We start from the raw sequence: 20071 nt of genomic DNA, 5'->3' as shown, positions 1-20071 counted from the left end.
GTAATATTCACTGGAGGCATGACATTATGGCGAACACCATCACGGCAGATGAGATTCGGGAACAATTTTCGCAGGCAATGTCAGCAATGTACCAGCAGGAAGTCCCGCAATACGGCACGTTGCTGGAACTTGTCGCTGATGTGAATCTGGCGGTACTGGAAAATAATCCGACGCTGCATGAAAAACTGGCGAATGCGGATGAACTGGCCCGGCTAAACGTTGAGCGCCATGGCGCTATTCGAGTGGGTACCGCGCAGGAGCTTTCTACGCTGCGCCGAATGTTTGCCGTTATGGGCATGTATCCGGTGAGTTATTACGATCTCTCCCAGGCAGGCGTCCCCGTACATTCCACAGCCTTTCGTCCCATCGACGATGCCTCGCTATCGCGCAACCCGTTTCGGGTATTCACCTCGTTATTACGGCTCGAACTAATCGAAAACGCCGCGCTGCGGCAAAAAGCCGCTGAGATCCTCGCGAAACGCGATATTTTCACTCGCCGTTGTCACGAGCTGCTGGATGAATTTGATGCGCAGGGCAGTTTTACATCTGAACAGGCGCAAGAGTTTGTGCATGAAGCGCTGGAAACATTCCGCTGGCATCAGCACGCCACGGTCGATGAAGAGACCTATCACGCATTGCATAACGAACACCGGCTGATTGCCGATGTAGTGTGTTTCCCCGGTTGCCATATCAACCACCTGACGCCGCGTACGCTGGATATCGACCGGGTGCAGTCGATGATGCCGGAATGCGGCATTGAACCGAAAATACTGATTGAAGGGCCGCCACGCCGCGAGGTGCCCATTTTATTACGTCAGACGAGTTTCAAAGCGCTGGAAGAACCGGTGTTGTTTGCCGGTGAAATGCGCGGCACTCACACGGCACGTTTCGGTGAAATCGAACAGCGCGGTGTGGCCCTGACGCCGAAAGGTAGAGCGTTATACGACGAATTGCTGAATAAAGCGGGAACGGGGAAAGACAATCTGACGCACCAGTTACATCTTCAGGAGGTGTTCAAGGCGTTCCCGGACAGTGAGTTTCTGCTGCGCCAGCAGGGACTCGCCTGGTTTCGTTATCGACTGACGCCATCAGGCGAAGCGCATCGCCAGGCAATCCGTCCGGATGACGACCCGCAACCGCTCATTGAGCGAGGGTGGCTGGTTGCGCAACCCATCACCTACGAAGATTTTTTACCGGTGAGCGCCGCAGGGATTTTCCAGTCCAATCTGGGGAATGAAACGCAGGCTCGCAGCCACGGGAATTCCAGCCGCGACGCGTTTGAACAGGCGCTGGGTTGCGCGGTTTATGACGAGTTTGCGCTGTATCAGGAGGCGCAAGAGCGAAGTAAACGTCGGTGTGGTTTACTTTAATGGAATTTACATGGGATTCGGTCTGTTCCCATCGACATAAAATATTTTCGATTTTGTACAGATAATCGGCGACCAACAATTGGATTATTAATGAATTTTGTCTAGAGTGAGCGGTCAGAAATGTGCACTCTCTTGCCGCTGATTTTGACCGGCGCGGGACCATTTACACGACCAGAAGGACTCACTTTCAGGCATGAATCGCAGACGATTTATTAAAGGTTCAATGGCAATGGCCGCCGTGTGCGGAACCAGTGGTATTGCATCACTCTTTTCCCGCGCCGCCTTTGCGGCAGAGTCTGACATTGCAGACGGAAAAACCGTACGTTTTGATTTTTCCGTTCTGCAATCGATGGCCCATGACTTAGCACAGAAACCCTGGGGCGGCGCACCGCGCGCGTTACCGGACACGCTGGCGAAACTGACGCCGCAGGCCTACAACAGCATTCAATATGACGCAGAGCAGTCTCTGTGGAACAACGTTGAAAATCGTCAGCTTGATGCGCAGTTCTTCCACGTGGGAATGGGTTTTCGTCGCCGTGTACGCATGTTCTCGGTTGATGGCAGTACGCATATGGCGCGTGAAATTCACTTCCGTCCGGAACTGTTTAAATATAACGATGCGGGCGTGGATACCAAACAGCTGGAAGGGCAGACTGACCTCGGATTCGCCGGGTTCCGTGTTTTTAAAGCGCCAGAACTGGCCCGCCGCGATGTCGTTTCTTTCCTGGGAGCCAGCTATTTCCGCGCCGTGGATGACACCTATCAGTATGGTTTATCGGCCCGCGGTCTGGCGGTAGATACCTACACCGACAGCAAAGAAGAGTTTCCTGATTTCACCTCTTTCTGGTTCGAGACGGTTAAACCGGGCGCAACCTCCTTTACCGTGTATGCACTTCTCGACAGCCCAAGCGTAACTGGTGCATTCAAGTTCGTGATCCACTGCGAGAAAACGCAGGTGATTATGGATGTACAAAACCACATCTATGCGCGCAAAGACATCAAGCAGCTCGGCATTGCGCCGATGACCAGCATGTTCAGCTGCGGTAACAATGAGCGTCGAATGTGCGACACTATTCACCCGCAAATTCATGACTCCGATCGTCTGGCGATGTGGCGGGGCAATGGCGAGTGGATCTGCCGCCCGCTGAATAACCCGCAAAAGCTGCAGTTCAACGCCTATACCGATAACAACCCGAAAGGGTTTGGCTTGCTGCAACTCGATCGCGACTTCTCCCATTACCAGGACATCATGGGCTGGTATAACAAGCGTCCAAGCCTGTGGGTCGAACCGCGCAACCAGTGGGGCAAGGGGACCATCGGCCTGATGGAGATCCCTACGACCGGCGAAACGCTGGATAACGTTGTCTGCTTCTGGCAGCCTGAGAAGAAGATCAAAGCCGGCGATGAGCTGGAATTCAAATATCGCCTGTACTGGAGCGCTCAGCCACCGGTGCGTTCACCGCTGGCTCGTGTGATGGCGACCCGGACAGGCATGGGCGGTTTTCCGGAAGGATGGGCGCCGGGCGAGCACTACCCGGAAAAATGGGCGCGCCGTTTTGCCGTTGATTTTGTTGGTGGCGATCTAAAAGCTGCTGCGCCGAAAGGCATTGAACCGGTGATTACGCTCTCAAGCGGTGAAGCGAAACAGATTGAGATCCTCTACGTGGAACCAATCGACGGTTATCGCATTCAGTTTGACTGGTATCCGACCTCTGACTCAACCGATCCGGTAGATATGCGTATGTTCCTGCGTTGTCAGGGTGACGCCATCAGCGAAACCTGGCTGTATCAGTACTTCCCACCAGCGCCGGATAAACGTCAGTACGTTGACGACCGCGAGATGCGTTAATCACTCTCTTTACGGCTCTCCTGATGGGGAGCCGTATCTGCATTCATCCTCATAACGACTCTGTACACTATTTACTCGATCCTGTTCGCATTTTTCTGTATGGCAAATGGGTACTCTGTGAGTGTGTATTTCTTATACACGTTCTTGTCCACTAACAGGGAGAAAGTATGTTTCCAGAATATAGAGACCTTATTTCCCGACTGAAATCCGAGAACCCTCGCTTTCTGTCCTTATTCGAAAAACACAACAGCCTTGATCATGAGATCTCCAGACTGGAAGGTTCGGATGGTCGGGGGTATAGCTTGGACATTGTTCGTCTTAAGAAACAGAAACTCCACCTGAAGGAAGATTTGCTCAAAATTTTGCAAAGAGAGAGTGTCAGTGAGAGCTAAGTAGAATGGCGCTTGCTGTGTAAAAGGGCTTCCAGCGAGAAAAGGAAGCCCTTCCTGTTTTAGGTGTTAATCGACCATCACGCGTTTGTTCGTCGCCCCCCAGAGGATCGACATTTCAGTGAACAGCGCGCCGCTAATTTCTTCGACTTCTTCTGCGCTAACCTGCGCATTTCCCTGTTTACCGAACAGTACCACTTCATCGCCAGATGCAACCTGCGGTAAATCGGTCACATCGACGATCACGGTATTCATGGATGTTTTACCCAGGACCGGAACCCGCTGGCCGCGGATCAGCACGTGTCCCGCGTTACTGAATACACGGCGATAACCATCGGCATAACCTGTCGGGATATTGGCCAGAACGGAATCACGTTTAAGGGTATAGGTTCTGTCATATCCGACGGTGTTTCCTTTGGGGTAATGGTTTACCGACGCGATGGCGGATTTAAATGTCATGACGCGTTTGTATTCGGTGCTGGCGATGGTATCGCCATAAAAAATACCGCCAACACGGACCATGTCGAGCCAGGATTCAGGAACGGTCAGGGTGGCGAACGTATTCGCAACATGCAGGGTGACATCTTCGCGTTTAAGCCCGGTAATTTTCAGTACCTGGGCCGATTGCGTGTTGAAACGGGCCAGATCGCGTCTAACCACCGCAGCATCTTCTTCCGGGAAATGCGACATGATGCCAACAATTTTCAGGCCGGGTAATGCGGAAATGGCGCGGGCTTCTTCCAGACCTGCAGCGGTACTGACTTCCAGACCGTTACGCGACATACCGCCAGAGTTCAGTGCCAGATGAATACGAATGATTTTACCTTTCTCCTGAGCAATGGCACTCAGACGCTTAGCCATATCCAGATTACCGATCAGCTCTTCGGTATCGAAGTCCGCTGCCTGGCGCATCTCTTTTTCCGTCGCGTTGCGAACGCGCATGAGCTGTGATGTATAGCCTGACTGGCGAACGGTTCTAATCTCCTCATTGCTGGCGATGCCAATACATTGCACGCCGTTTTTCATCATCACCGGTGTTACCAGTGAGAGATCGTGGCCATACGCGTCTCCTTTAAGAATGGCGCACATCCGGGTTTTATCTGCCAGCAGTTGCTGAACTTTATGAATGTTATATTCCAGTGCGCTACGGGAAATTTCCAGCGTGGTATTATCCACGACCTGATGCTGATTGACTGCAAAGGGAACGGGGCCTGCTTGAGTGGAGGAAACGGGTTGGTGACAGGCGGTAATCAGTAAAAGCGGAATAAGTGCTAAACGACCCAAAGGTGCTGCCATGCTTGCTCCTTAGCAATAAAGTGAAAGTGTTATTGTCATCATTACGGTCTATCCATGAGGGGATACCCGGATCACCAGAGTAACGGGTTCCACGCCAGAGATTCTTTCTAAGTGATTGCTGTTACAGCATAAAAATAAGACCTCCCCGACTCTAAACAGAGTAATATCGGCTACTGCCAGTCAGAAATGCCCCGTTTACGATTGCAAAGGAGATAAACATGTCAGAAATAATTATCGTTAGTGACGCGCTGGAACTGCGTGCCGTCGAAGAACAACACGTCACCCCTCTGCATCAGTTGGTGCTTAAAAATAAAGTCTGGCTCCAGCAGTCGCTGAACTGGCCGCAGTTTGTGACTTCTGTGGAGGACACCCGCAAGAATGTGCAGGGCAATATGATGTTGCATCAGCGCGGCTACGCCAAAATGTTCCTTATTTTCGAACAAGGGGAGGTGGCTGGCGTTATCTCGTTTAACCAGATAGAACCGCTGAACAGAGCCGCTTATATAGGTTATTGGCTGGACGAAGATCACCAGGGCAAAGGTATTCTGTCTCAGGCGTTACAGGCATTGATTCAGCATTATGCGCAGCGCCAGGAGATTCGCCGCTTCGTGATTAAATGTCGTGTAGATAACGTCAAGAGCAACCAGGTGGCGTTGCGCAATGGCTTCCAACTGGAAGGATGCTTACGACAAGCGGAGTTCCTCAATGGCGATTACTATGATGTGAATCTCTATGCCCGCATCATTGATGACTCCTCAGAATAAACCGGCGATAGGGGTGCGCGTAATACGTTGTTCGCCGTTGATCACTTTTGGCCCGCGCAGATGGATCGCATCGCCATCAAAGGCTTCAATTTGGGCCTGACCGGTTATCTCAATATGATGCTCGATCAGCACTTCACCCAGAATACAGGCGTGGCCTTCAATCAGGATGTGCCCATCCAGCAGAATTGGGCCGCCGCGTAATTTTGCATGCCCACCGACCAGCACATGGTGCTTCAGCACACAATTACCTTCAACCTCCGCGTGTTCCGCCACCTGCGAGCTATAGCGCAGGGTAGGAATGGCGTCTTCATCAGTTCCGGCGATGACACGCGCATGTCCATAGACTTTAGCGCAATCGCAGATCCAGACATTATTCTCTTCGTTACCTTCTACCCGTGCAAAATCAAAAACTTCAGCCCGATGTTCTATAAAGGCATAGTTGATAATTGCATCACCATAGATCTGCACCTGATGCACCACGCGTGAATTGCTGACTATCGCCCGATCGTAAATTTGCAGGAGCTGGTCGTTTTCACGAGTAAGTCCTCTGGCGGCGATAATTTCAGAGTCACACACAACGCGCGCATCACCGCAGAGAAGGCACTCACCGCGAACAACAGAATCCCGAATGGTGACGTTGTCACGTATTTGCGCGTTATGGCTGATTTCTGCTCGGTCAATCCAGGCGGCATCACCAATCTGCGCGCCATCTCTGACCACGCTTGCCTGTGTAATACGGGCATTTCCGGATATCGTCGCGCCGGAAAACGCGAGCGCATTCTCATCGTAAATCCAGCAATCGCCACTTTGCGATAGCACGCTTTCATCATCAATCCAGCCACCGAGCGTACCGGCTTTGACATCATTAAAATCAATGAGCGCAATTATCTGGCGTAGTAATACGCTCTTTTTATTGCCATTATCCTGGTAACTAAAGGCGCGAGGTTCATCGCCCAGACGATATTTGGTCATAGCTCATTTCCATGTTGCGCACCTTAGTTAAACGTAGCAAAGTTTTCCGTACTGGCTAAATTCGTGGAAATTCCATAAAATGTATTTCAAATATACTTTAAAAAATAAACAAAATGAGTAAGAACAAGCAAAGTGAGCGAGTCCTCAATCTTCCAGCCGGTTATTTTGGCATGGTACTGGGCATCATCGGGATGGGGTTCGCGTGGCGATATGCCAGCCAGGTATGGCCTGTAAGCCACTGGATTGGCGACGGTTTAGTGATCCTTGCGATGGTCATCTGGGGATTGTTGACGCTGGCCTTTATTAGTCGTTTACTGCATTTTCCTCATAGCGTACTGGCGGAAATTCGTCATCCGGTGATGAGCAGTTTTGTCAGTCTGTTTCCGGCTACAACGATGCTGGTCGCGATTGGTTTTGTCCCGTGGTATCGATCGCTGGCGATTGTGTTGTTCAGCATCGGCGTGGTGATACAGCTGGCGTATGCGGCCTGGCAAACGGCTGGATTATGGCGTGGCGAGCACCCGGAAGAGGCCACCACACCGGGTCTGTATCTGCCAACCGTAGCCAATAACTTTATCAGCGCCATGGCCTGTGGTGCGCTTGGCTTCAATGATGCCGGGTTGGTGTTTTTGGGCGCAGGGGTATTTTCCTGGCTCAGCCTCGAGCCGGTTATTCTGCAGCGTTTACGAAGCTGCGGCGAGCTGCCGACGGTTTTACGGACTTCACTTGGTATACAGTTGGCACCCGCGCTGGTCGCCTGTAGCGCGTGGCTTAGTGTGAACGGTGGCGAGGGAGATACGTTAGCCAAAATGCTGTTCGGCTATGGTCTGCTGCAACTTCTGTTCATGCTACGCCTGATGCCGTGGTATTTGTCACAGCCGTTTAATGCGTCTTTCTGGAGCTTCTCGTTCGGCGTGTCGGCACTGGCGACTACGGGGCTGCATTTAGGGCACGGCAGCGAGTCAGGTTTTTTTCATACGCTGGCGATCCCGCTGTTTATTTTTACCAATTTTATCATTGCGCTGTTACTGATACGTACGTTTGCATTGCTGATGCAGGGAAAACTGCTTATTCGCACCGAACGTGCTGCATTACTGAAATCTGAGGATAAATAATGATCCGTTGTGACGAAAACTACTTTACTGAGAAATATGATTTGACCCGCACGCATTCCGATGTCGTCGACGCGGCGAAAATTGTTGCCCCGGGCAAAACGTTAGATCTGGGCTGCGGGAATGGCCGTAACAGTCTGTACCTGGCGGCCAACGGTTATGACGTTACCGCATGGGACAAGAATCCGATGAGCATCGCCAATCTGGAACGCATTAAAAACGCGGAAGGGCTGACTAATCTGCACGCTGAGGTGGCGGATCTCAATGCGCTAAACTTTGACGGTGAATATGATTTTATTCTTTCTACCGTGGTGATGATGTTCCTGGACGCGAAAACCATCCCGGGCCTGATTGAAAATATGCAGCGCTGCACCAATCCTGGTGGGTATAACCTGATCGTCGCGGCAATGGATACCGATGATTTTCCGTGCACCGTTGGGTTCCCGTTTGCGTTTAAAACAGGGGAGTTACGCCGTTACTACACAGGTTGGGATCTGCTGAAATATAACGAAGACGTAGGTGAGCTTCATCGTACGGATGAGCACGGCAACCGAATTAAACTACGCTTTGCAACAATGCTGGCGCGTAAAACGGTCTGACCTGCCCATTTGTGATAACTCTTTCTACGTTCAGCATTTTTTTCGTGCTGAATATTAAGAAAACGTTAAGATAAAATTGTGCGGGCCTTACCATTTTTAGTTCATCCAAAATGATTTCCTTTTGCTATTATTTCAGATGCATATCTGCAAATACTAAGGGATCGTTCCATGCGTGCTCAAACTTTATTTAAAGTTGCAGTGCTTACGGGTTTACTGGCGTTATCAGGCTGTGCTTCAAAAATAACGCAGCCTGATAAATATTCAGGTTTTTTAAAAGATTACTCCGGCCTGAAGGAAACAAAATCTGCAACCGGACAGCCGGTGCTGCGTTGGGTTGATCCCAACTTTAATGAGTCTAAATACGATAACATCGTTTATAACCCGATCACGTATTATCCGGTTCCTAAACCAACCACCCAGGTCGGTCAGCAGGTTCTTGATAAGCTGTTGAGCTATACCAATACCCAAATGAAAACTGCCCTGGCAAAACGTAAACCGCTGGTTACGACTCCAGGCTCGCGCAGTCTGATTTTCCGCGGGGCAATCACCGGTGTTGCTACCAGCAAAGAAGGGCTGCAGTTCTATGAAGTGGTCCCGGTTGCACTGCTCGTTGCGGGTACGCAAATGGCGACGGGGCACCGTACCATGGACACGCACCTCTTTTTCGAAGGTGAGTTGATTGATGCGGCAACCAATAAACCTGTCATTAAAGTTGTACGTCAGGGTGAAGGTAAAGACCTGAACAACGAAAGTACGCCGATGGCGTTCGAAACGTTGAAGAAAGTTGTTGATGACATGGCGACTGATGCTTCCATGTTTGACGTAAACAAAAAACAATAATAACGAAGAACGCACCATCCCTGGATGGTGCGTTCTTTTATGCCGCCCGGCGACGATATACGAGTTTACCCATTAGCGCTTCTGGTCGGGCAAACATCACCAGATTCCCCAGCAAAATCAATACTAATCCCACAATCGCATTAACCTGCCAGACATACCCTTCATACAACGTAGACAGCGTTAGCGCCACCAGTGGAAAAAGCAGTGTACTGTATGCCGCTTTACTGGGACCAATGCGTCCGACCAGCGTGAAATAGGCGCCGAAGGCGATTACCGAACCAAAAATAGCCAGATACAACAGCGCACTGAGATAACTGAAGGTCCACTGTGGCGTGAAGCTGTCGCCGCGCACCAACGCAATGGTAGCAATCAACACAGTGCCGTACAGCATCGCCCAACTGTTGGTGGTCATCACCTCGAGACCTTTTTTCTGATGACGCAGACTTATCATATTGCCCAGTGAGAAACCAAAAGTGCCGAGGGCGCTTAAACCAATCCCCAGCAGCAGCGAGTGATTCAACCCGCTGTTGACCAAATCCTGCCAGAACAAGGTGACAATACCTGTCAGCCCCAGCCCGGCGGCAACATAAAAGCGTCCTGGTGGTTTTTGACCAAAAAACAGGTAGCTATTAACCGCATTGAACAGGACCGCCATCGAGAAAATGACGGATTCGAGACCGGTATTGATCCACGCAGCGGCAGTGTAAAAACACCAGAAGTTAAAGCAAAAAACGCATCCACCTTGTAACAGACAAAACAGATGGTCGCGTCCGGAAAGCTTACGCAATTTCCCGCTGATCAGCAGGATGGCTATCATCACGGTGCTGGCGATGGCAAAGCGCCAGAAGATGGAAACTGGCGCCGCAACCGGGCCTTGTTGCAGGTAAATCGCAATCCATGTCGTTCCCCAAATCACCACCACCAGGCAGTACAACAGTCCGTTCATACAACTCTCTCTTTTTGGTCTTCAGGCGCACACTGTGCCACGTCGGGTAGCAGGGGGCTTTCATCGGCTTGCGGTGGACTTGCAAAATCTTGCGCTTTTTTTAGTGTAAAGGTGAAAAGGAAGCTGTTAACGATATGTAGCTGATATAGACTGAAAGCCTGCTAACTTATTTTGAATGTGATGGTATGTCTCAGCCCTACGGTGCCTTTGAAAACTTACGCAAACACAATGCCGTGCTGCATGAATCAGTTGCGTTACATTCGGGGATCCAACTGGCTGCCTGGTCAAACAAGCGCGACACCATTACCCAGTATTGCGATCACCACACGCTCAGTTTATACATCGCGGATGGCTACGAGAGTTATCACAAAACGGCGGGAGGCTGGAAGAATGGCGGCGGACCGGATCGTTTTTGCCTGATGCCAAAAGAGAGCGAATCCAGTTGGGATATTCGCGACGATCTTTCCTTTGTTCATCTCTATTGTACCGACGCTCACCTGCGCGAAGTGGGTGAAAAAGTCTGGGACAAAAGCCCCTATAGCTTCACGCTGGACGAGCATACTTTTGGCAGCGACCCGGGGATCACGGCGGTTTACCGTCAGTTTTTACTTGGTAACGACTGGCTGCAACCCGCTAATCACCTCACGCTTAGCGCGGCATCTTCACTACTGTTAACGCATCTGATCCAGCATTACAGCAACGTTCAATGGCGACTTCCCGTTGTTACCGGAGGGCTTGCACCTGCCACCTTGCGCAACGTGCTGGCCTATATTGAAGCACATCTGGCGTATCCCATAACGTTGAGCGATCTGGCTGGTGAGGCAGCGCTAAGCGAATTCCATTTTGCCAGAATGTTTCGCCAGTCGATGAATATGGCGCCGCATCAGTACGTCATGCAACGCCGTATGGCACTGGCGCAGCAACTGGTCTGTTATTCATCACGCAGCCTGTCGGATATTGCAATGGCCTGCGGATTTAGCTCGGCGAGTCATTTCAGTAACCGGTTTAAACAAGTGACAGGTAAAACACCAACGCAGCTACGCGCGGCGAAATAACGTCAACACTGCGTAGCAAATACCGCCGACAACCAGCCCCCAGAATGCAGACCCAATGCCAAATACCGTCAGACCACTGGCCGTAACCAGAAAAGTTACGATGGCCGCATCGCGTTCAGCTTCATTATGTAAGGCTTGATATAAACTACCGCTAATCGTGCCGAGTAATGCAAGACCAGCAAGCATCTGGATCCAGCTTACGGGCAGGGCTGCCATCAGTCCTGTAACCGAACCGCCAAACACCCCAGCCAGAAGATAGAAGACGCCTGCTGCCGCTGCGGCGAGCCAGCGCCGATTTGCATCCGGATGCGCTTCAGGACTTTGGCAAATTGCGGCGGTTATGGCGGCGATGCAGATGGAATAGACGCCAAAAGGTGAAAATAGCAGCGCCAGTAGACCCGTAAAAACAATCAGAGGGGAAACGGGTAACGAATATCCTGATGCTTTCATGGTCGCAATACCAGGGGCATTTTGCGAAGCCATAGTGACCAGAAATAACGGTAGTGCAATGCTGATACTGTGGGCTAATGAAAAGTGCGGGGTAATAAACGCTGGGATAACCGGTGACAGATTAACATCATTAGTGACAATGTCACCTTTCATCAAGGCGATGGCAATACCCACTAACATCGCAGCGATAACGGCATATCTTGGGGCAATAACTTTTAGCACCAGCCATGCCACCAGCATACTACCGCACAAAATAAGCTCACTGTTCAGGCTATTAAATGCCTGCAAACCAAAACGCAGTAAGATCCCAGCCAACATGGCAGATGCCAGCGAGTGGGGAATGATTTTCATCAGGCGGGCAAACAGTCCGGTTACGCCGCACAGCACAATCAGCGCGTTAGCCACGATAAAAACGCCGATGGCATCCTGAATAGATACCCCGTGCAGGCCCGTCACCAGCAGCGCGGCACCGGGCGTTGACCATGCGGTAAGTACAGGAGCGCGATACCACAATGTCAGCACCAGCGTACTGACCCCCATTGCTAACCCCAGTGCGGTCATCCAACCTGCAATTTGCCCGGTAGTCGCACCTGCGGCGAGTGCCGCTTGCCAGATAATGGCCGCCGAACTGGCATAGCCAACCAGGACCGCCACAAAACCCGATAATACAGTGGGCAGGGGGATGGAGAATGCACGCATATTCACTCCGTGTGCGTTATAACGGTCAATCACTGTAGCACTGTGCGTTATAGCGTACAAGTGCTAAACTGTAGCCCCGAGTAAGGAGAGCGACGAAGGAGAAAATGGACAACTTAACCCACTATCTGGCCACAACGCTCAGGACATTACGTCACCAGCGGGAATGGAGTCTTTCGCGTCTGGCGGAGGAAACTGGCGTCTCAAAAGCGATGCTGGGGCAGATTGAACGTAATGAATCCAGTCCAACGGTGGCGACATTGTGGAAAATTGCCACTGGGCTGAACGTCCCGTTTTCAACGTTTATTTCACCACCAGAGTCAGACGGCACGCTAACATTCGATCCCCAGCAGCAGGCAATGGTCGTCACGCCGTTGTTCCCGTGGGATCCTCAACTGTGCTTCGATCATTTTTCGATACTATTGGCGCCCGGCGCGCTCAGTGAATCTACTCCGCATGAGACCGGCGTAATAGAGCACGTGGTGGTGATTAATGGTCTGCTGGATATGTGTATTGAGGGGCAGTGGCGCACCCTTAAATCTGGTGAGGGTGTCCGTTTCGCCGGAGATATGGCACACAGTTACCGTAACAGCAGCGAACAAACGGTGCACTTTCATTCGCTGATCCATTACCCGCGCAGTTAATCGGGAAAACTATTCCGAAAAGCTGCGCTTGTGACTACAATAGCCGCCATTTTTACCGCTTGTGGATGGTAACAACTGTATGCGCCAGCAGCCTCATCACCTTGAATTGTTAAGCCCGGCTCGGGATACCGCCATTGCGCGCGAAGCCATTTTGCACGGCGCAGACGCCGTTTACATTGGTGGACCGGGTTTTGGCGCGCGCCATAACGCCAGTAATAGCCTGAAAGATATCGCCGAACTGGTGCCTTTCGCCCATCGCTATGGGGCGAAAATCTTTGTGACGCTAAATACTATCTTGCACGATGATGAACTGGAACCCGCGCAGCGGTTAATTACCGATTTGTATCAGACCGGTGTTGATGCTCTGATCGTACAGGATATGGGGATTCTGGAACTGGATATTCCCCCGATTGAACTGCATGCCAGCACCCAATGTGATATTCGCAGCGTTGAGAAGGCGAAATTTCTTGCTGATGTCGGATTCACCCAGATTGTCCTTGCGCGCGAACTGAGCCTTGAGCAAATTAACGCCATCCATCAGGCTACCGATGCGACCATTGAGTTTTTCATTCACGGCGCGCTGTGCGTTGCCTATTCAGGTCAGTGTTATATTTCACATGCGCAAACCGGACGCAGTGCTAACCGTGGCGACTGTTCCCAGGCTTGCCGTCTGCCGTATACCCTGAAAGACGATCAGGGACGCGTGGTGTCCTATGAAAAACACCTGCTGTCGATGAAAGACAACGATCAGACCGCCAACCTCGGCGCATTGATTGACGCAGGTGTGCGTTCCTTCAAAATTGAAGGGCGCTATAAGGACATGAGTTATGTAAAGAATATTACCGCGCATTATCGCCAGATGCTCGATGCCATCATTGAAGAGCGCGGCGACCTGGCCCGTTCATCAGCGGGACGTACCGAACATTTCTTTACCCCATCCACGGAGAAAACCTTCCATCGTGGCAGCACCGATTATTTTGTGAATGCCCGTAAAGGGGATATCGGCGCATTCGACTCACCAAAGTTTATCGGTTTGCCGGTCGGCGAAGTCCTGAAGGTGGCGAAAGATCATCTCGATGTTGAGGTGACAGAACCGCTGGCTAACGGGGATGGCCTGAACGTGTTAATCAAACGTGAGGTTGTTGGATTCCGCGCCAACACCGTGGAAAAAACGGGGAACAATCGTTATCGGGTATGGCCGAATGAAATGCCTGCCGATCTGCACAAAGTGCGTCCGCATCATCCGCTGAATCGCAACCTCGATCATAACTGGCAGCAAGCGTTAACCAAAACCTCCAGCGAACGCCGTGTTGCGATCGATATTGAGCTCGGCGGCTGGCAGGAGCAGTTGATTCTGACGCTCACCAGTGAAGAGGGCGTGAGCATTACCCATACGCTGGATGGCCAGTTTGAGGAAGCGAACAATGCGGAAAAAGCGTTGAGTAACCTACAGGACGGACTGGCAAAACTTGGGCAGACGATGTACTACGCCCGCAATATTCAGGTGAATCTGCCGGGCGCGCTGTTCGTGCCAAACGGTCAACTAAATCAGTTAAGACGTGAAGCCGTTGATATGCTGGATGCAGCGCGCCTGCAAAGCTATAAGCGCGGTAGCCGCAAACCAGTATCCCAGCCAGCGCCGGTTTATCCGCAAACGCACTTGAGTTTCCTGGCTAACGTCTACAACCAAAAAGCGCGTGAGTTTTATCACCGTTATGGCGTTCAGTTGATTGATGCAGCCTATGAAGCGCATGAAGAAAAGGGCGAAGTACCGGTGATGATCACCAAACATTGCCTGCGTTTCGCCTTTAACCTGTGTCCGAAACAGGCGAAAGGGAACATCAAGAGCTGGAAAGCGACACCGATGCAACTGGTTAACGGCGATGAAGTCCTGACGCTGAAATTTGATTGCCGACCGTGCGAAATGCACGTGATCGGCAAGATGAAACATCACATTCTGAAGATGCCGTTGCCGGGTAGCGTCGTGGCTTCGGTCAGTCCGGAAGAACTGATGAAGACACTGCCGAAGCGTAAGGTTAATCGTTAGCTCAGATGCGTATCGGGTTTGCGTGATTTTTGCCAGTGATGGCGTTCACGAAGATCGGCGGCGGATTCTTCCGCCGTCACTCGCAGCTCATCACTGTCGGCCGTGTGTCGTAGTAAATGATCGGCATCCTGCACCTGAAGATATTCATGTCCCTGATTAGTAGCGAAAAGTTGACCGGAAAAAAGCGCGCTGGCCAGCAATAACACTGTTAACCCTTTCTTAAACATCATCCACCCTCTGGTACGTTAGCTGCGGAATTGGCGATAATTCCGCCTGGTGACTATTCAATATTTTAATCGGGATAATGACAATCTCTGTTTTGTCATTTTGATGTTTTTTACATTTTTGTTTAGTCGATGTTGGGATTTGTAACACCCGGGCAGTGCAGCACTGCCCGGGTGTTATCAGGGAGAGATTCAGGACTTAAATCCGGCGGCCGTCATCAGGAGACGAAAGAACATACCAACAGCGGCGAGGGCCAGCACGCTGCCGCCCCAGAGGATCACCAGCCACATCAGGCGTTTCCAGATTGTTTGTTGCATCAATGATACCCCTCACCATGTTGAACTTTGCCGCGGAAAACGTAGTAGCTCCAGAAGGTGTACACCAGGATTATCGGGATAATCAGCAGTGCGCCAACCAACATAAAGCCCTGACTTTGCGCCGGAGCCGCCGCTTGCCAGAGCGTAATGGACGGCGGAATGATGTGTGGCCAGATACTGATCCCCAGCCCGCTAAACCCGAGGAAAATCAGCCCCAGTGTCAATACAAAAGGCAGCGTATGGCAGTTATGTTGCCCCAGCGAACGCCACAGCCAGATGCTGATAAGCGCAACCAGCAGCGGAACCGGCATCAGGAACCATAGGTTGGGCAGACTAAACCAACGCTCGGCAATCGCGCTATGCGCCAGTGGTGTCCACAGGCTGATAATGGCAATCACAATCAACATTGCCAGCAGCAGTTTTTTGGCCACGCGACGCATTTTATCCTGCAACGGATTTTCACTTTTCATCACCAGCCATGTCGCCCCCAGCAGGGCATAGGCTACAACCAGGCCAACGCCGCAGAACAACGTGAACGGGGTCAACCAGTCGAAAGGACCGCCGCTGTAGCTGCGTCCGGTAACGGAAAATCCGTTGAGTACGGCACCCACCACCACGCCCTGGGTGAATGTCGCCAGAATTGAACCGCTGAGAAAGGCTTTATCCCAGAATGGTCGATGCGCCGGCGTGGCCTTGAAGCGAAACTCAAACGCGACGCCGCGAAAAATCAGGCCGATTAGCATCAGGGTCAATGGGATCGTCAGCGCATCGACAATCACCGCATAGGCCAGCGGGAACGCGCCAAATAACCCGGCCCCGCCCAGCACCAGCCAGGTTTCATTCCCATCCCATACGGGAGCGACGCTGTTAACCATCACATCGCGGTCATCAGCGTCCCGAATCGCGGGGAATAAAATGCCAATCCCGAGATCAAAACCGTCCATCACGATATACATCAGCGTGGCGAACACGATAATCACAAACCAGATAACTGATAAATCGATACCCATTAGCGATGAGCCTCCGGTTGAGAATCAAGGACGGCAGCCGAAAGCGGCCGGGCAGGCGTGCCGGTTGGCGGAATTGTTGGGTCATCTTCATGTGGCCCCTTGCGGATCAGGCGTATCATGTAGCTGTAACCCACACCGAACACTGAGCTGTACACCACAAAGAAGGACAGCAGGCTGATGCTCATATGTAAATTACCATGTGCGGAAACCGCATCCGCCGTACGTTGCAGACCGTAAACCACCCACGGTTGACGGCCAACTTCAGTGGTCACCCAACCGGCAAGGATGGCAATCAGACCTGAGGGGCCCATCCACAAGGCAAAGCGCAGGAAAGGGCGCGAGGTGTATAAACGCTGCTTATAGCGCAGCCACAGGGCAAAAGCGCCCAGCAGGATCATCAGCATGCCTAGCCCGGCCATTATGCGAAACGACCAGAACACCATCGTTGAGTTAGGCCTGTCTTCTTTAGGAAACTCTTTTAGTGCCGGGACCTGTTTGTCAAGGCTATGGGTCAGGATCAGACTACCCAGGGCAGGAATTTCCAGCCCATAGCGGGTGCGTTCCTGCTCCATATCCGGCCAGCCGAAAAGTAGTAGCGGGGTTGGTTCGCCGGGCGGATTTTCCCAGTGCCCTTCAATCGCAGCAATTTTTGCCGGCTGATGCTTCAGCGTATTCAAACCGTGCATATCGCCAATCAAAGCCTGCAGCGGGGCGACGATTAACGTCATCCATAGCGCCATTGAGAACATTGCGCGAATAGCCGGGGTGTTATTCCCGCGCAATAAATGCCATGCCCCCGACGCTGCGACAAACAACGCGCTGCTGAGGAAAGCGGCAACGGACATATGCAGTAAACGATAAGGGAATGAAGGATTGAAAATAACGGCGAACCAGTCAACGGGAACGACCTGGCCGTTAACTATTTCATAGCCTTGCGGTGTCTGCATCCAGCTGTTAGAGGCGAGGATCCAGAAGGTTGAAATAATGGTACCCAGTGCGACCATGCAGGTGGCAAAGAAGTGAAGCCCTGGGCCAACCCGGTTCCAGCCAAACAGCATTACCCCAAGGAAGCCCGCTTCAAGAAAGAAGGCGGTGAGCACTTCATAGGTCAGAAGCGGCCCGGTGATGCTACCGGCGAACTCGGAAAAACCACTCCAGTTGGTACCGAACTGATAAGCCATCACCAGCCCGGAAACTACACCCATACCAAAGTTTACGGCGAATATTTTCGACCAGAAATGGTATAGCGAACGCCAGGTGGGATTTTTCGTCTTTAGCCATAACCCCTCAAGTACTGCCAGATAACTGGCGAGGCCGATGGTAATGGCCGGAAAGATGATGTGAAAGGATACCGTAAACGCGAACTGGATCCTCGCCAGGTGAAACGCGTCAAGACCGAACATGATTAACTCCGCAGGCAAAATTGATTTGGCGCAATTCTAAGCCTGAGAAGCAATGCGGGGCAGAAACAGAACAGTTCTTTTTAACCATAACAGTTGCAGTGTTGTTATAGGTTGTACACGCTGATATGAAATCTGGAAGCTGGATTCCTGTTATTAAATAGCGTCCTCCCCACGTTAGTAATTCTGCAATATTAATAGCAAGGTAATTAAAAGGTAATCATAAATGTTTACTTTGTGTGTATAAAGGTTCTTCTGCTGAATGCCTTCCTTGAATCAAAAATCACCCAGCAGGAGCTGGCGAACAGGATCGGCAGACCTAAGCAGGAGATCACCCGTTTATTTGATTTAAAGCACACGACAAAAATTGATGCCGTGCAGATTGCTGCGCGCGCCTTAGGCAAAGAGCTGGCGTTAACGATGTTGTAAAACTGTTAACTATAACAGTTATAAAAAACACCCTGATTATGTAAACTGATATACACAGTGATTGTCACCGACACCGGTAATCAGGATCAAAAATGAAAAAGTACCAGCGACTGGCAGAGCAAATTCGCGATCAAATTGCGTCTGGCGTATGGCAGCCAGGCGATCGCTTGCCTTCCTTGCGTGAGCAAGTGGTCAGCAGCGGAATGAGTTTTATGACCGTCGGACACGCATACCAGTTGCTGGAAAGCCAGGGGCGGATTATCGCCCGGCCGCAGTCTGGTTATTATGTCGCCGCGCGCCCCGAACGTGAACTGGCAGCGCCGCAGGTACAGGTCATGCGCGACGAAGCGGTGGATATCAATACCTATATTTTTGATATGTTGCAGGCCAGCCGGGATGCGTCAGTGATGCCCTTTGCCTCAGCATTCCCCGACCCGCGTTTGTTTCCACTTCAACAGTTGAACCGCTCGTTGGCGCAGGTGAGTAAAACCGCCACCGCCATGAGTGTGATTGAAAACCTGCCGCCGGGGAATGCTGAGCTGCGTCATGCCATTGCCCGTCGCTATGCTCAACAGGGGATGACCATTTCGCCGGACGAAATCGTCATCACCACCGGCGCGCTGGAAGCCCTCAACCTGAGCCTGCAAGCTGTCACTGAACCGGGTGACTGGGTGATTGTCGAAAACCCCTGTTTTTACGGAGCGTTGCAGGCCCTGGAGCGATTACGTCTGAAGGCGCTGTCGGTAGCCACCGACGTTAACGAGGGGATCGATCTTGCCGCGTTGGAGCAGGCGTTACAGGAGTACCCGGTAAAAGCCTGCTGGCTAATGACCAACAGCCAAAATCCGCTGGGTTTTACGCTCAGCGCAGAGAAAAAGGCGCGTCTGGTTGCCTTGTTGGAAAAATACCACGTAATGCTGATTGAAGATGATGTTTACAGCGAGCTGTACTTTGGCCGCGAAAAACCGCTACCTGCCAAAGCCTGGGATCGCGCCGACAGCGTTCTGCATTGTTCGTCTTTCTCGAAGTGTCTGGTGCCAGGATTTCGTATTGGCTGGGTGGCTGCAGGGAAACATGCCCGGCGTATTCAGCGGCTCCAGCTAATGAGTACTTTATCTACCAGTTCGCCCATGCAGCTTGCACTTGTTGATTATCTTTCAACCCGGCGCTATGACGCGCATTTGCGACGCTTGCGTCGGCAGTTGGCGGAACGTAAACAACAGGCCTGGCAAACGCTGCTGCGTCATCTTCCGGCGGAAGTCAAAATTCACCACAACGACAGCGGTTATTTTCTGTGGCTGGAGCTGCCGGAACCGCTTGATGCTGGTGTGCTCAGTACCCATGCGCTGGCACACCACATCAGCATTGCGCCGGGGAAAATGTTCTCGACCTCGGGAAGCTGGACACGTTTTTTTCGTTTTAATACTGCATGGCACTGGGGAGAGCGCGAAGAGCTGGCCGTAAAACAGCTTGGCAAATTAATTCGTGAAATGATGAAATAAACCATAACGCGCTATTCAATATAAATGAATAGCGCATTCTTATTTTCGAAATAGTGAATGCTGAACCACGGTATTATTTATATCGGGTGCGGCCATACAAAATATCAATAGTTAATACTATTGCCACCTCTGCGTCTAACTCCTTGTCTATACTCCAGA

At 51.5% G+C, this 20071-nt stretch carries 19 protein-coding genes and 1 pseudogene; 12 read left to right on the top strand and 8 right to left on the bottom strand.

Translation table 11 applies throughout. From position 1 onward, the window contains the following. Positions 1-26 precede the first annotated feature (26 nt). From hglS to G4551_RS12110, 3 genes are all read left to right on the top strand, one after another. A complete protein-coding gene (gene hglS, locus G4551_RS12120) occupies positions 27-1370 on the top strand; it encodes a 2-oxoadipate dioxygenase/decarboxylase HglS (RefSeq protein ID WP_003020282.1) in 1344 nt (447 codons plus the stop codon). 193 nt (positions 1371-1563) lie between these two features. Further along, positions 1564-3219 carry a glucan biosynthesis protein D gene (locus G4551_RS12115; RefSeq protein ID WP_003836107.1) on the top strand — a complete coding sequence of 552 codons (1656 nt, stop codon included), beginning with the start codon at positions 1564-1566 and terminating at the stop codon, positions 3217-3219. Positions 3220-3386: 167 nt separating this feature from the next. After that, complete coding sequence (locus tag G4551_RS12110) at positions 3387-3611, top strand: YdcH family protein (RefSeq protein ID WP_003020276.1); 225 nt, start codon at positions 3387-3389, stop codon at positions 3609-3611. A gap of 66 nt (positions 3612-3677) precedes the next feature. Here G4551_RS12110 and alr read toward each other — a convergent pair whose 3' ends face one another. Next, positions 3678-4904, bottom strand: a complete 1227-nt coding sequence (gene alr, locus G4551_RS12105; protein WP_003836111.1) for an alanine racemase — start codon at positions 4902-4904, stop codon at positions 3678-3680. A gap of 218 nt (positions 4905-5122) precedes the next feature. On the opposite strand from alr, the gene rimL reads away from it, so the two are divergent. Continuing rightward, entirely contained in the window at positions 5123-5668 is a 546-nt protein-coding gene (rimL, locus tag G4551_RS12100) for a 50S ribosomal protein L7/L12-serine acetyltransferase (protein WP_003836113.1), read from the top strand. Here the strand turns inward: rimL and ydcK are convergent. After that, on the bottom strand, positions 5660-6640 hold the full coding sequence (gene ydcK / locus G4551_RS12095) for a YdcK family protein (RefSeq protein WP_003836115.1): 981 nt from the start codon (positions 6638-6640) through the stop codon (positions 5660-5662). The two genes, rimL and ydcK, sit on opposite strands and share 9 nt — an antisense overlap. A gap of 113 nt (positions 6641-6753) precedes the next feature. Here ydcK and tehA point away from each other — a divergent pair, with 113 nt between their 5' ends. From tehA to G4551_RS12080, 3 genes are all read left to right on the top strand, one after another. Next, positions 6754-7755, top strand: coding sequence for a dicarboxylate transporter/tellurite-resistance protein TehA (gene tehA / locus G4551_RS12090; RefSeq protein WP_003836116.1), 1002 nt, complete (start codon positions 6754-6756; stop codon positions 7753-7755). Next, positions 7755-8351 carry a tellurite resistance methyltransferase TehB gene (gene tehB / locus G4551_RS12085; protein WP_003836119.1) on the top strand — a complete coding sequence of 199 codons (597 nt, stop codon included), beginning with the start codon at positions 7755-7757 and terminating at the stop codon, positions 8349-8351. Before tehA ends, tehB begins: the two co-directional genes overlap by 1 nt. Positions 8352-8519: 168 nt before the next feature. Next, on the top strand, positions 8520-9191 hold the full coding sequence (locus tag G4551_RS12080) for a DUF3313 domain-containing protein (protein ID WP_003020253.1): 672 nt from the start codon (positions 8520-8522) through the stop codon (positions 9189-9191). Positions 9192-9228: 37 nt separating this feature from the next. Here the strand turns inward: G4551_RS12080 and G4551_RS12075 are convergent, their stop codons facing one another. Beyond that, a complete protein-coding gene (locus tag G4551_RS12075; RefSeq protein ID WP_003836122.1) occupies positions 9229-10137 on the bottom strand; it encodes a DMT family transporter in 909 nt (302 codons plus the stop codon). Positions 10138-10322: 185 nt separating this feature from the next. Between G4551_RS12075 and G4551_RS12070 the strand changes: the two genes are divergently transcribed. Beyond that, complete coding sequence (locus G4551_RS12070; RefSeq protein WP_003836123.1) at positions 10323-11192, top strand: AraC family transcriptional regulator; 870 nt, start codon at positions 10323-10325, stop codon at positions 11190-11192. Here the strand turns inward: G4551_RS12070 and G4551_RS12065 are convergent. Further along, positions 11175-12341, bottom strand: a complete 1167-nt coding sequence (locus G4551_RS12065; RefSeq protein ID WP_003020244.1) for a benzoate/H(+) symporter BenE family transporter — start codon at positions 12339-12341, stop codon at positions 11175-11177. The two genes, G4551_RS12070 and G4551_RS12065, sit on opposite strands and share 18 nt — an antisense overlap. A 104-nt stretch (positions 12342-12445) precedes the next feature. On the opposite strand from G4551_RS12065, the gene G4551_RS12060 reads away from it, so the two are divergent. Together G4551_RS12060 and G4551_RS12055 are read left to right on the top strand one after the other, a co-directional pair. Continuing rightward, positions 12446-12982, top strand: a complete 537-nt coding sequence (locus G4551_RS12060; RefSeq protein WP_003836127.1) for a helix-turn-helix domain-containing protein — start codon at positions 12446-12448, stop codon at positions 12980-12982. A 79-nt stretch (positions 12983-13061) separates the two neighbouring features. Next, entirely contained in the window at positions 13062-15029 is a 1968-nt protein-coding gene (locus G4551_RS12055; RefSeq protein WP_003836129.1) for a peptidase U32 family protein, read from the top strand. Here the strand turns inward: G4551_RS12055 and G4551_RS12050 are convergent. The 4 genes from G4551_RS12050 to G4551_RS12035 all read right to left on the bottom strand — a co-directional run bounded on the left by G4551_RS12050 (position 15026) and on the right by G4551_RS12035 (position 17984). Beyond that, positions 15026-15256 (bottom strand): DUF2554 family protein, encoded by a 231-nt coding sequence (locus tag G4551_RS12050; RefSeq protein WP_003836131.1) that lies wholly within the window; start codon positions 15254-15256, stop codon positions 15026-15028. The two genes, G4551_RS12055 and G4551_RS12050, sit on opposite strands and share 4 nt — an antisense overlap. A 189-nt stretch (positions 15257-15445) precedes the next feature. Beyond that, positions 15446-15571 (bottom strand): DUF2474 domain-containing protein, encoded by a 126-nt coding sequence (locus G4551_RS12045; protein WP_003020230.1) that lies wholly within the window; start codon positions 15569-15571, stop codon positions 15446-15448. After that, positions 15571-16581, bottom strand: a complete 1011-nt coding sequence (cydB, locus tag G4551_RS12040) for a cytochrome d ubiquinol oxidase subunit II (protein WP_003836133.1) — start codon at positions 16579-16581, stop codon at positions 15571-15573. The genes G4551_RS12045 and cydB overlap by 1 nt, the downstream gene beginning before the upstream one ends. Continuing rightward, complete coding sequence (locus tag G4551_RS12035; RefSeq protein ID WP_003836135.1) at positions 16581-17984, bottom strand: cytochrome ubiquinol oxidase subunit I; 1404 nt, start codon at positions 17982-17984, stop codon at positions 16581-16583. The genes cydB and G4551_RS12035 overlap by 1 nt, the downstream gene beginning before the upstream one ends. A gap of 234 nt (positions 17985-18218) precedes the next feature. Between G4551_RS12035 and G4551_RS12030 the strand changes: the two are divergent. Continuing rightward, a pseudogene (locus G4551_RS12030) lies at positions 18219-18410 on the top strand (type II toxin-antitoxin system HicB family antitoxin); the annotation flags it as partial. Between the two features lie 92 nt (positions 18411-18502). Continuing rightward, positions 18503-19912: an aminotransferase-like domain-containing protein gene (locus G4551_RS12025; RefSeq protein WP_003836140.1), complete on the top strand. Its 1410-nt coding sequence runs from the start codon at positions 18503-18505 to the stop codon at positions 19910-19912. The last annotated feature ends 159 nt before the right edge of the window (positions 19913-20071 follow it).

Source organism: Citrobacter freundii ATCC 8090 = MTCC 1658 = NBRC 12681, from assembly GCF_011064845.1.
GTDB classification, from domain to species: Bacteria; Pseudomonadota; Gammaproteobacteria; order Enterobacterales; family Enterobacteriaceae; genus Citrobacter; species Citrobacter freundii.
Note: the sequence above shows the minus strand (reverse complement) of the source record. Positions and strands in the feature narration are given on the sequence as shown.

Excerpts from the sequence above, each read along its gene's own strand:
- G4551_RS12025 (WP_003836140.1), top strand. The coding sequence starts at position 18,503 with ATGAAAAAGTACCAGCGACTGGCAGAGCAAATTCGCGATCAAATTGCG.
- G4551_RS12035 (WP_003836135.1), bottom strand. The coding sequence starts at position 17,984 with ATGTTCGGTCTTGACGCGTTTCACCTGGCGAGGATCCAGTTCGCGTTT.
- G4551_RS12045 (WP_003020230.1), bottom strand. The coding sequence starts at position 15,571 with ATGCAACAAACAATCTGGAAACGCCTGATGTGGCTGGTGATCCTCTGG.
- cydB (WP_003836133.1), bottom strand. The coding sequence starts at position 16,581 with ATGGGTATCGATTTATCAGTTATCTGGTTTGTGATTATCGTGTTCGCC.
- G4551_RS12065 (WP_003020244.1), bottom strand. The coding sequence starts at position 12,341 with ATGCGTGCATTCTCCATCCCCCTGCCCACTGTATTATCGGGTTTTGTG.
- G4551_RS12080 (WP_003020253.1), top strand. The coding sequence starts at position 8,520 with ATGCGTGCTCAAACTTTATTTAAAGTTGCAGTGCTTACGGGTTTACTG.
- rimL (WP_003836113.1), top strand. The coding sequence starts at position 5,123 with ATGTCAGAAATAATTATCGTTAGTGACGCGCTGGAACTGCGTGCCGTC.
- tehA (WP_003836116.1), top strand. The coding sequence starts at position 6,754 with ATGAGTAAGAACAAGCAAAGTGAGCGAGTCCTCAATCTTCCAGCCGGT.
- ydcK (WP_003836115.1), bottom strand. The coding sequence starts at position 6,640 with ATGACCAAATATCGTCTGGGCGATGAACCTCGCGCCTTTAGTTACCAG.
- G4551_RS12055 (WP_003836129.1), top strand. The coding sequence starts at position 13,062 with ATGCGCCAGCAGCCTCATCACCTTGAATTGTTAAGCCCGGCTCGGGAT.
- G4551_RS12060 (WP_003836127.1), top strand. The coding sequence starts at position 12,446 with ATGGACAACTTAACCCACTATCTGGCCACAACGCTCAGGACATTACGT.
- alr (WP_003836111.1), bottom strand. The coding sequence starts at position 4,904 with ATGGCAGCACCTTTGGGTCGTTTAGCACTTATTCCGCTTTTACTGATT.
- G4551_RS12110 (WP_003020276.1), top strand. The coding sequence starts at position 3,387 with ATGTTTCCAGAATATAGAGACCTTATTTCCCGACTGAAATCCGAGAAC.
- G4551_RS12115 (WP_003836107.1), top strand. The coding sequence starts at position 1,564 with ATGAATCGCAGACGATTTATTAAAGGTTCAATGGCAATGGCCGCCGTG.
- tehB (WP_003836119.1), top strand. The coding sequence starts at position 7,755 with ATGATCCGTTGTGACGAAAACTACTTTACTGAGAAATATGATTTGACC.
- G4551_RS12050 (WP_003836131.1), bottom strand. The coding sequence starts at position 15,256 with ATGTTTAAGAAAGGGTTAACAGTGTTATTGCTGGCCAGCGCGCTTTTT.
- G4551_RS12075 (WP_003836122.1), bottom strand. The coding sequence starts at position 10,137 with ATGAACGGACTGTTGTACTGCCTGGTGGTGGTGATTTGGGGAACGACA.
- hglS (WP_003020282.1), top strand. The coding sequence starts at position 27 with ATGGCGAACACCATCACGGCAGATGAGATTCGGGAACAATTTTCGCAG.
- G4551_RS12070 (WP_003836123.1), top strand. The coding sequence starts at position 10,323 with ATGTCTCAGCCCTACGGTGCCTTTGAAAACTTACGCAAACACAATGCC.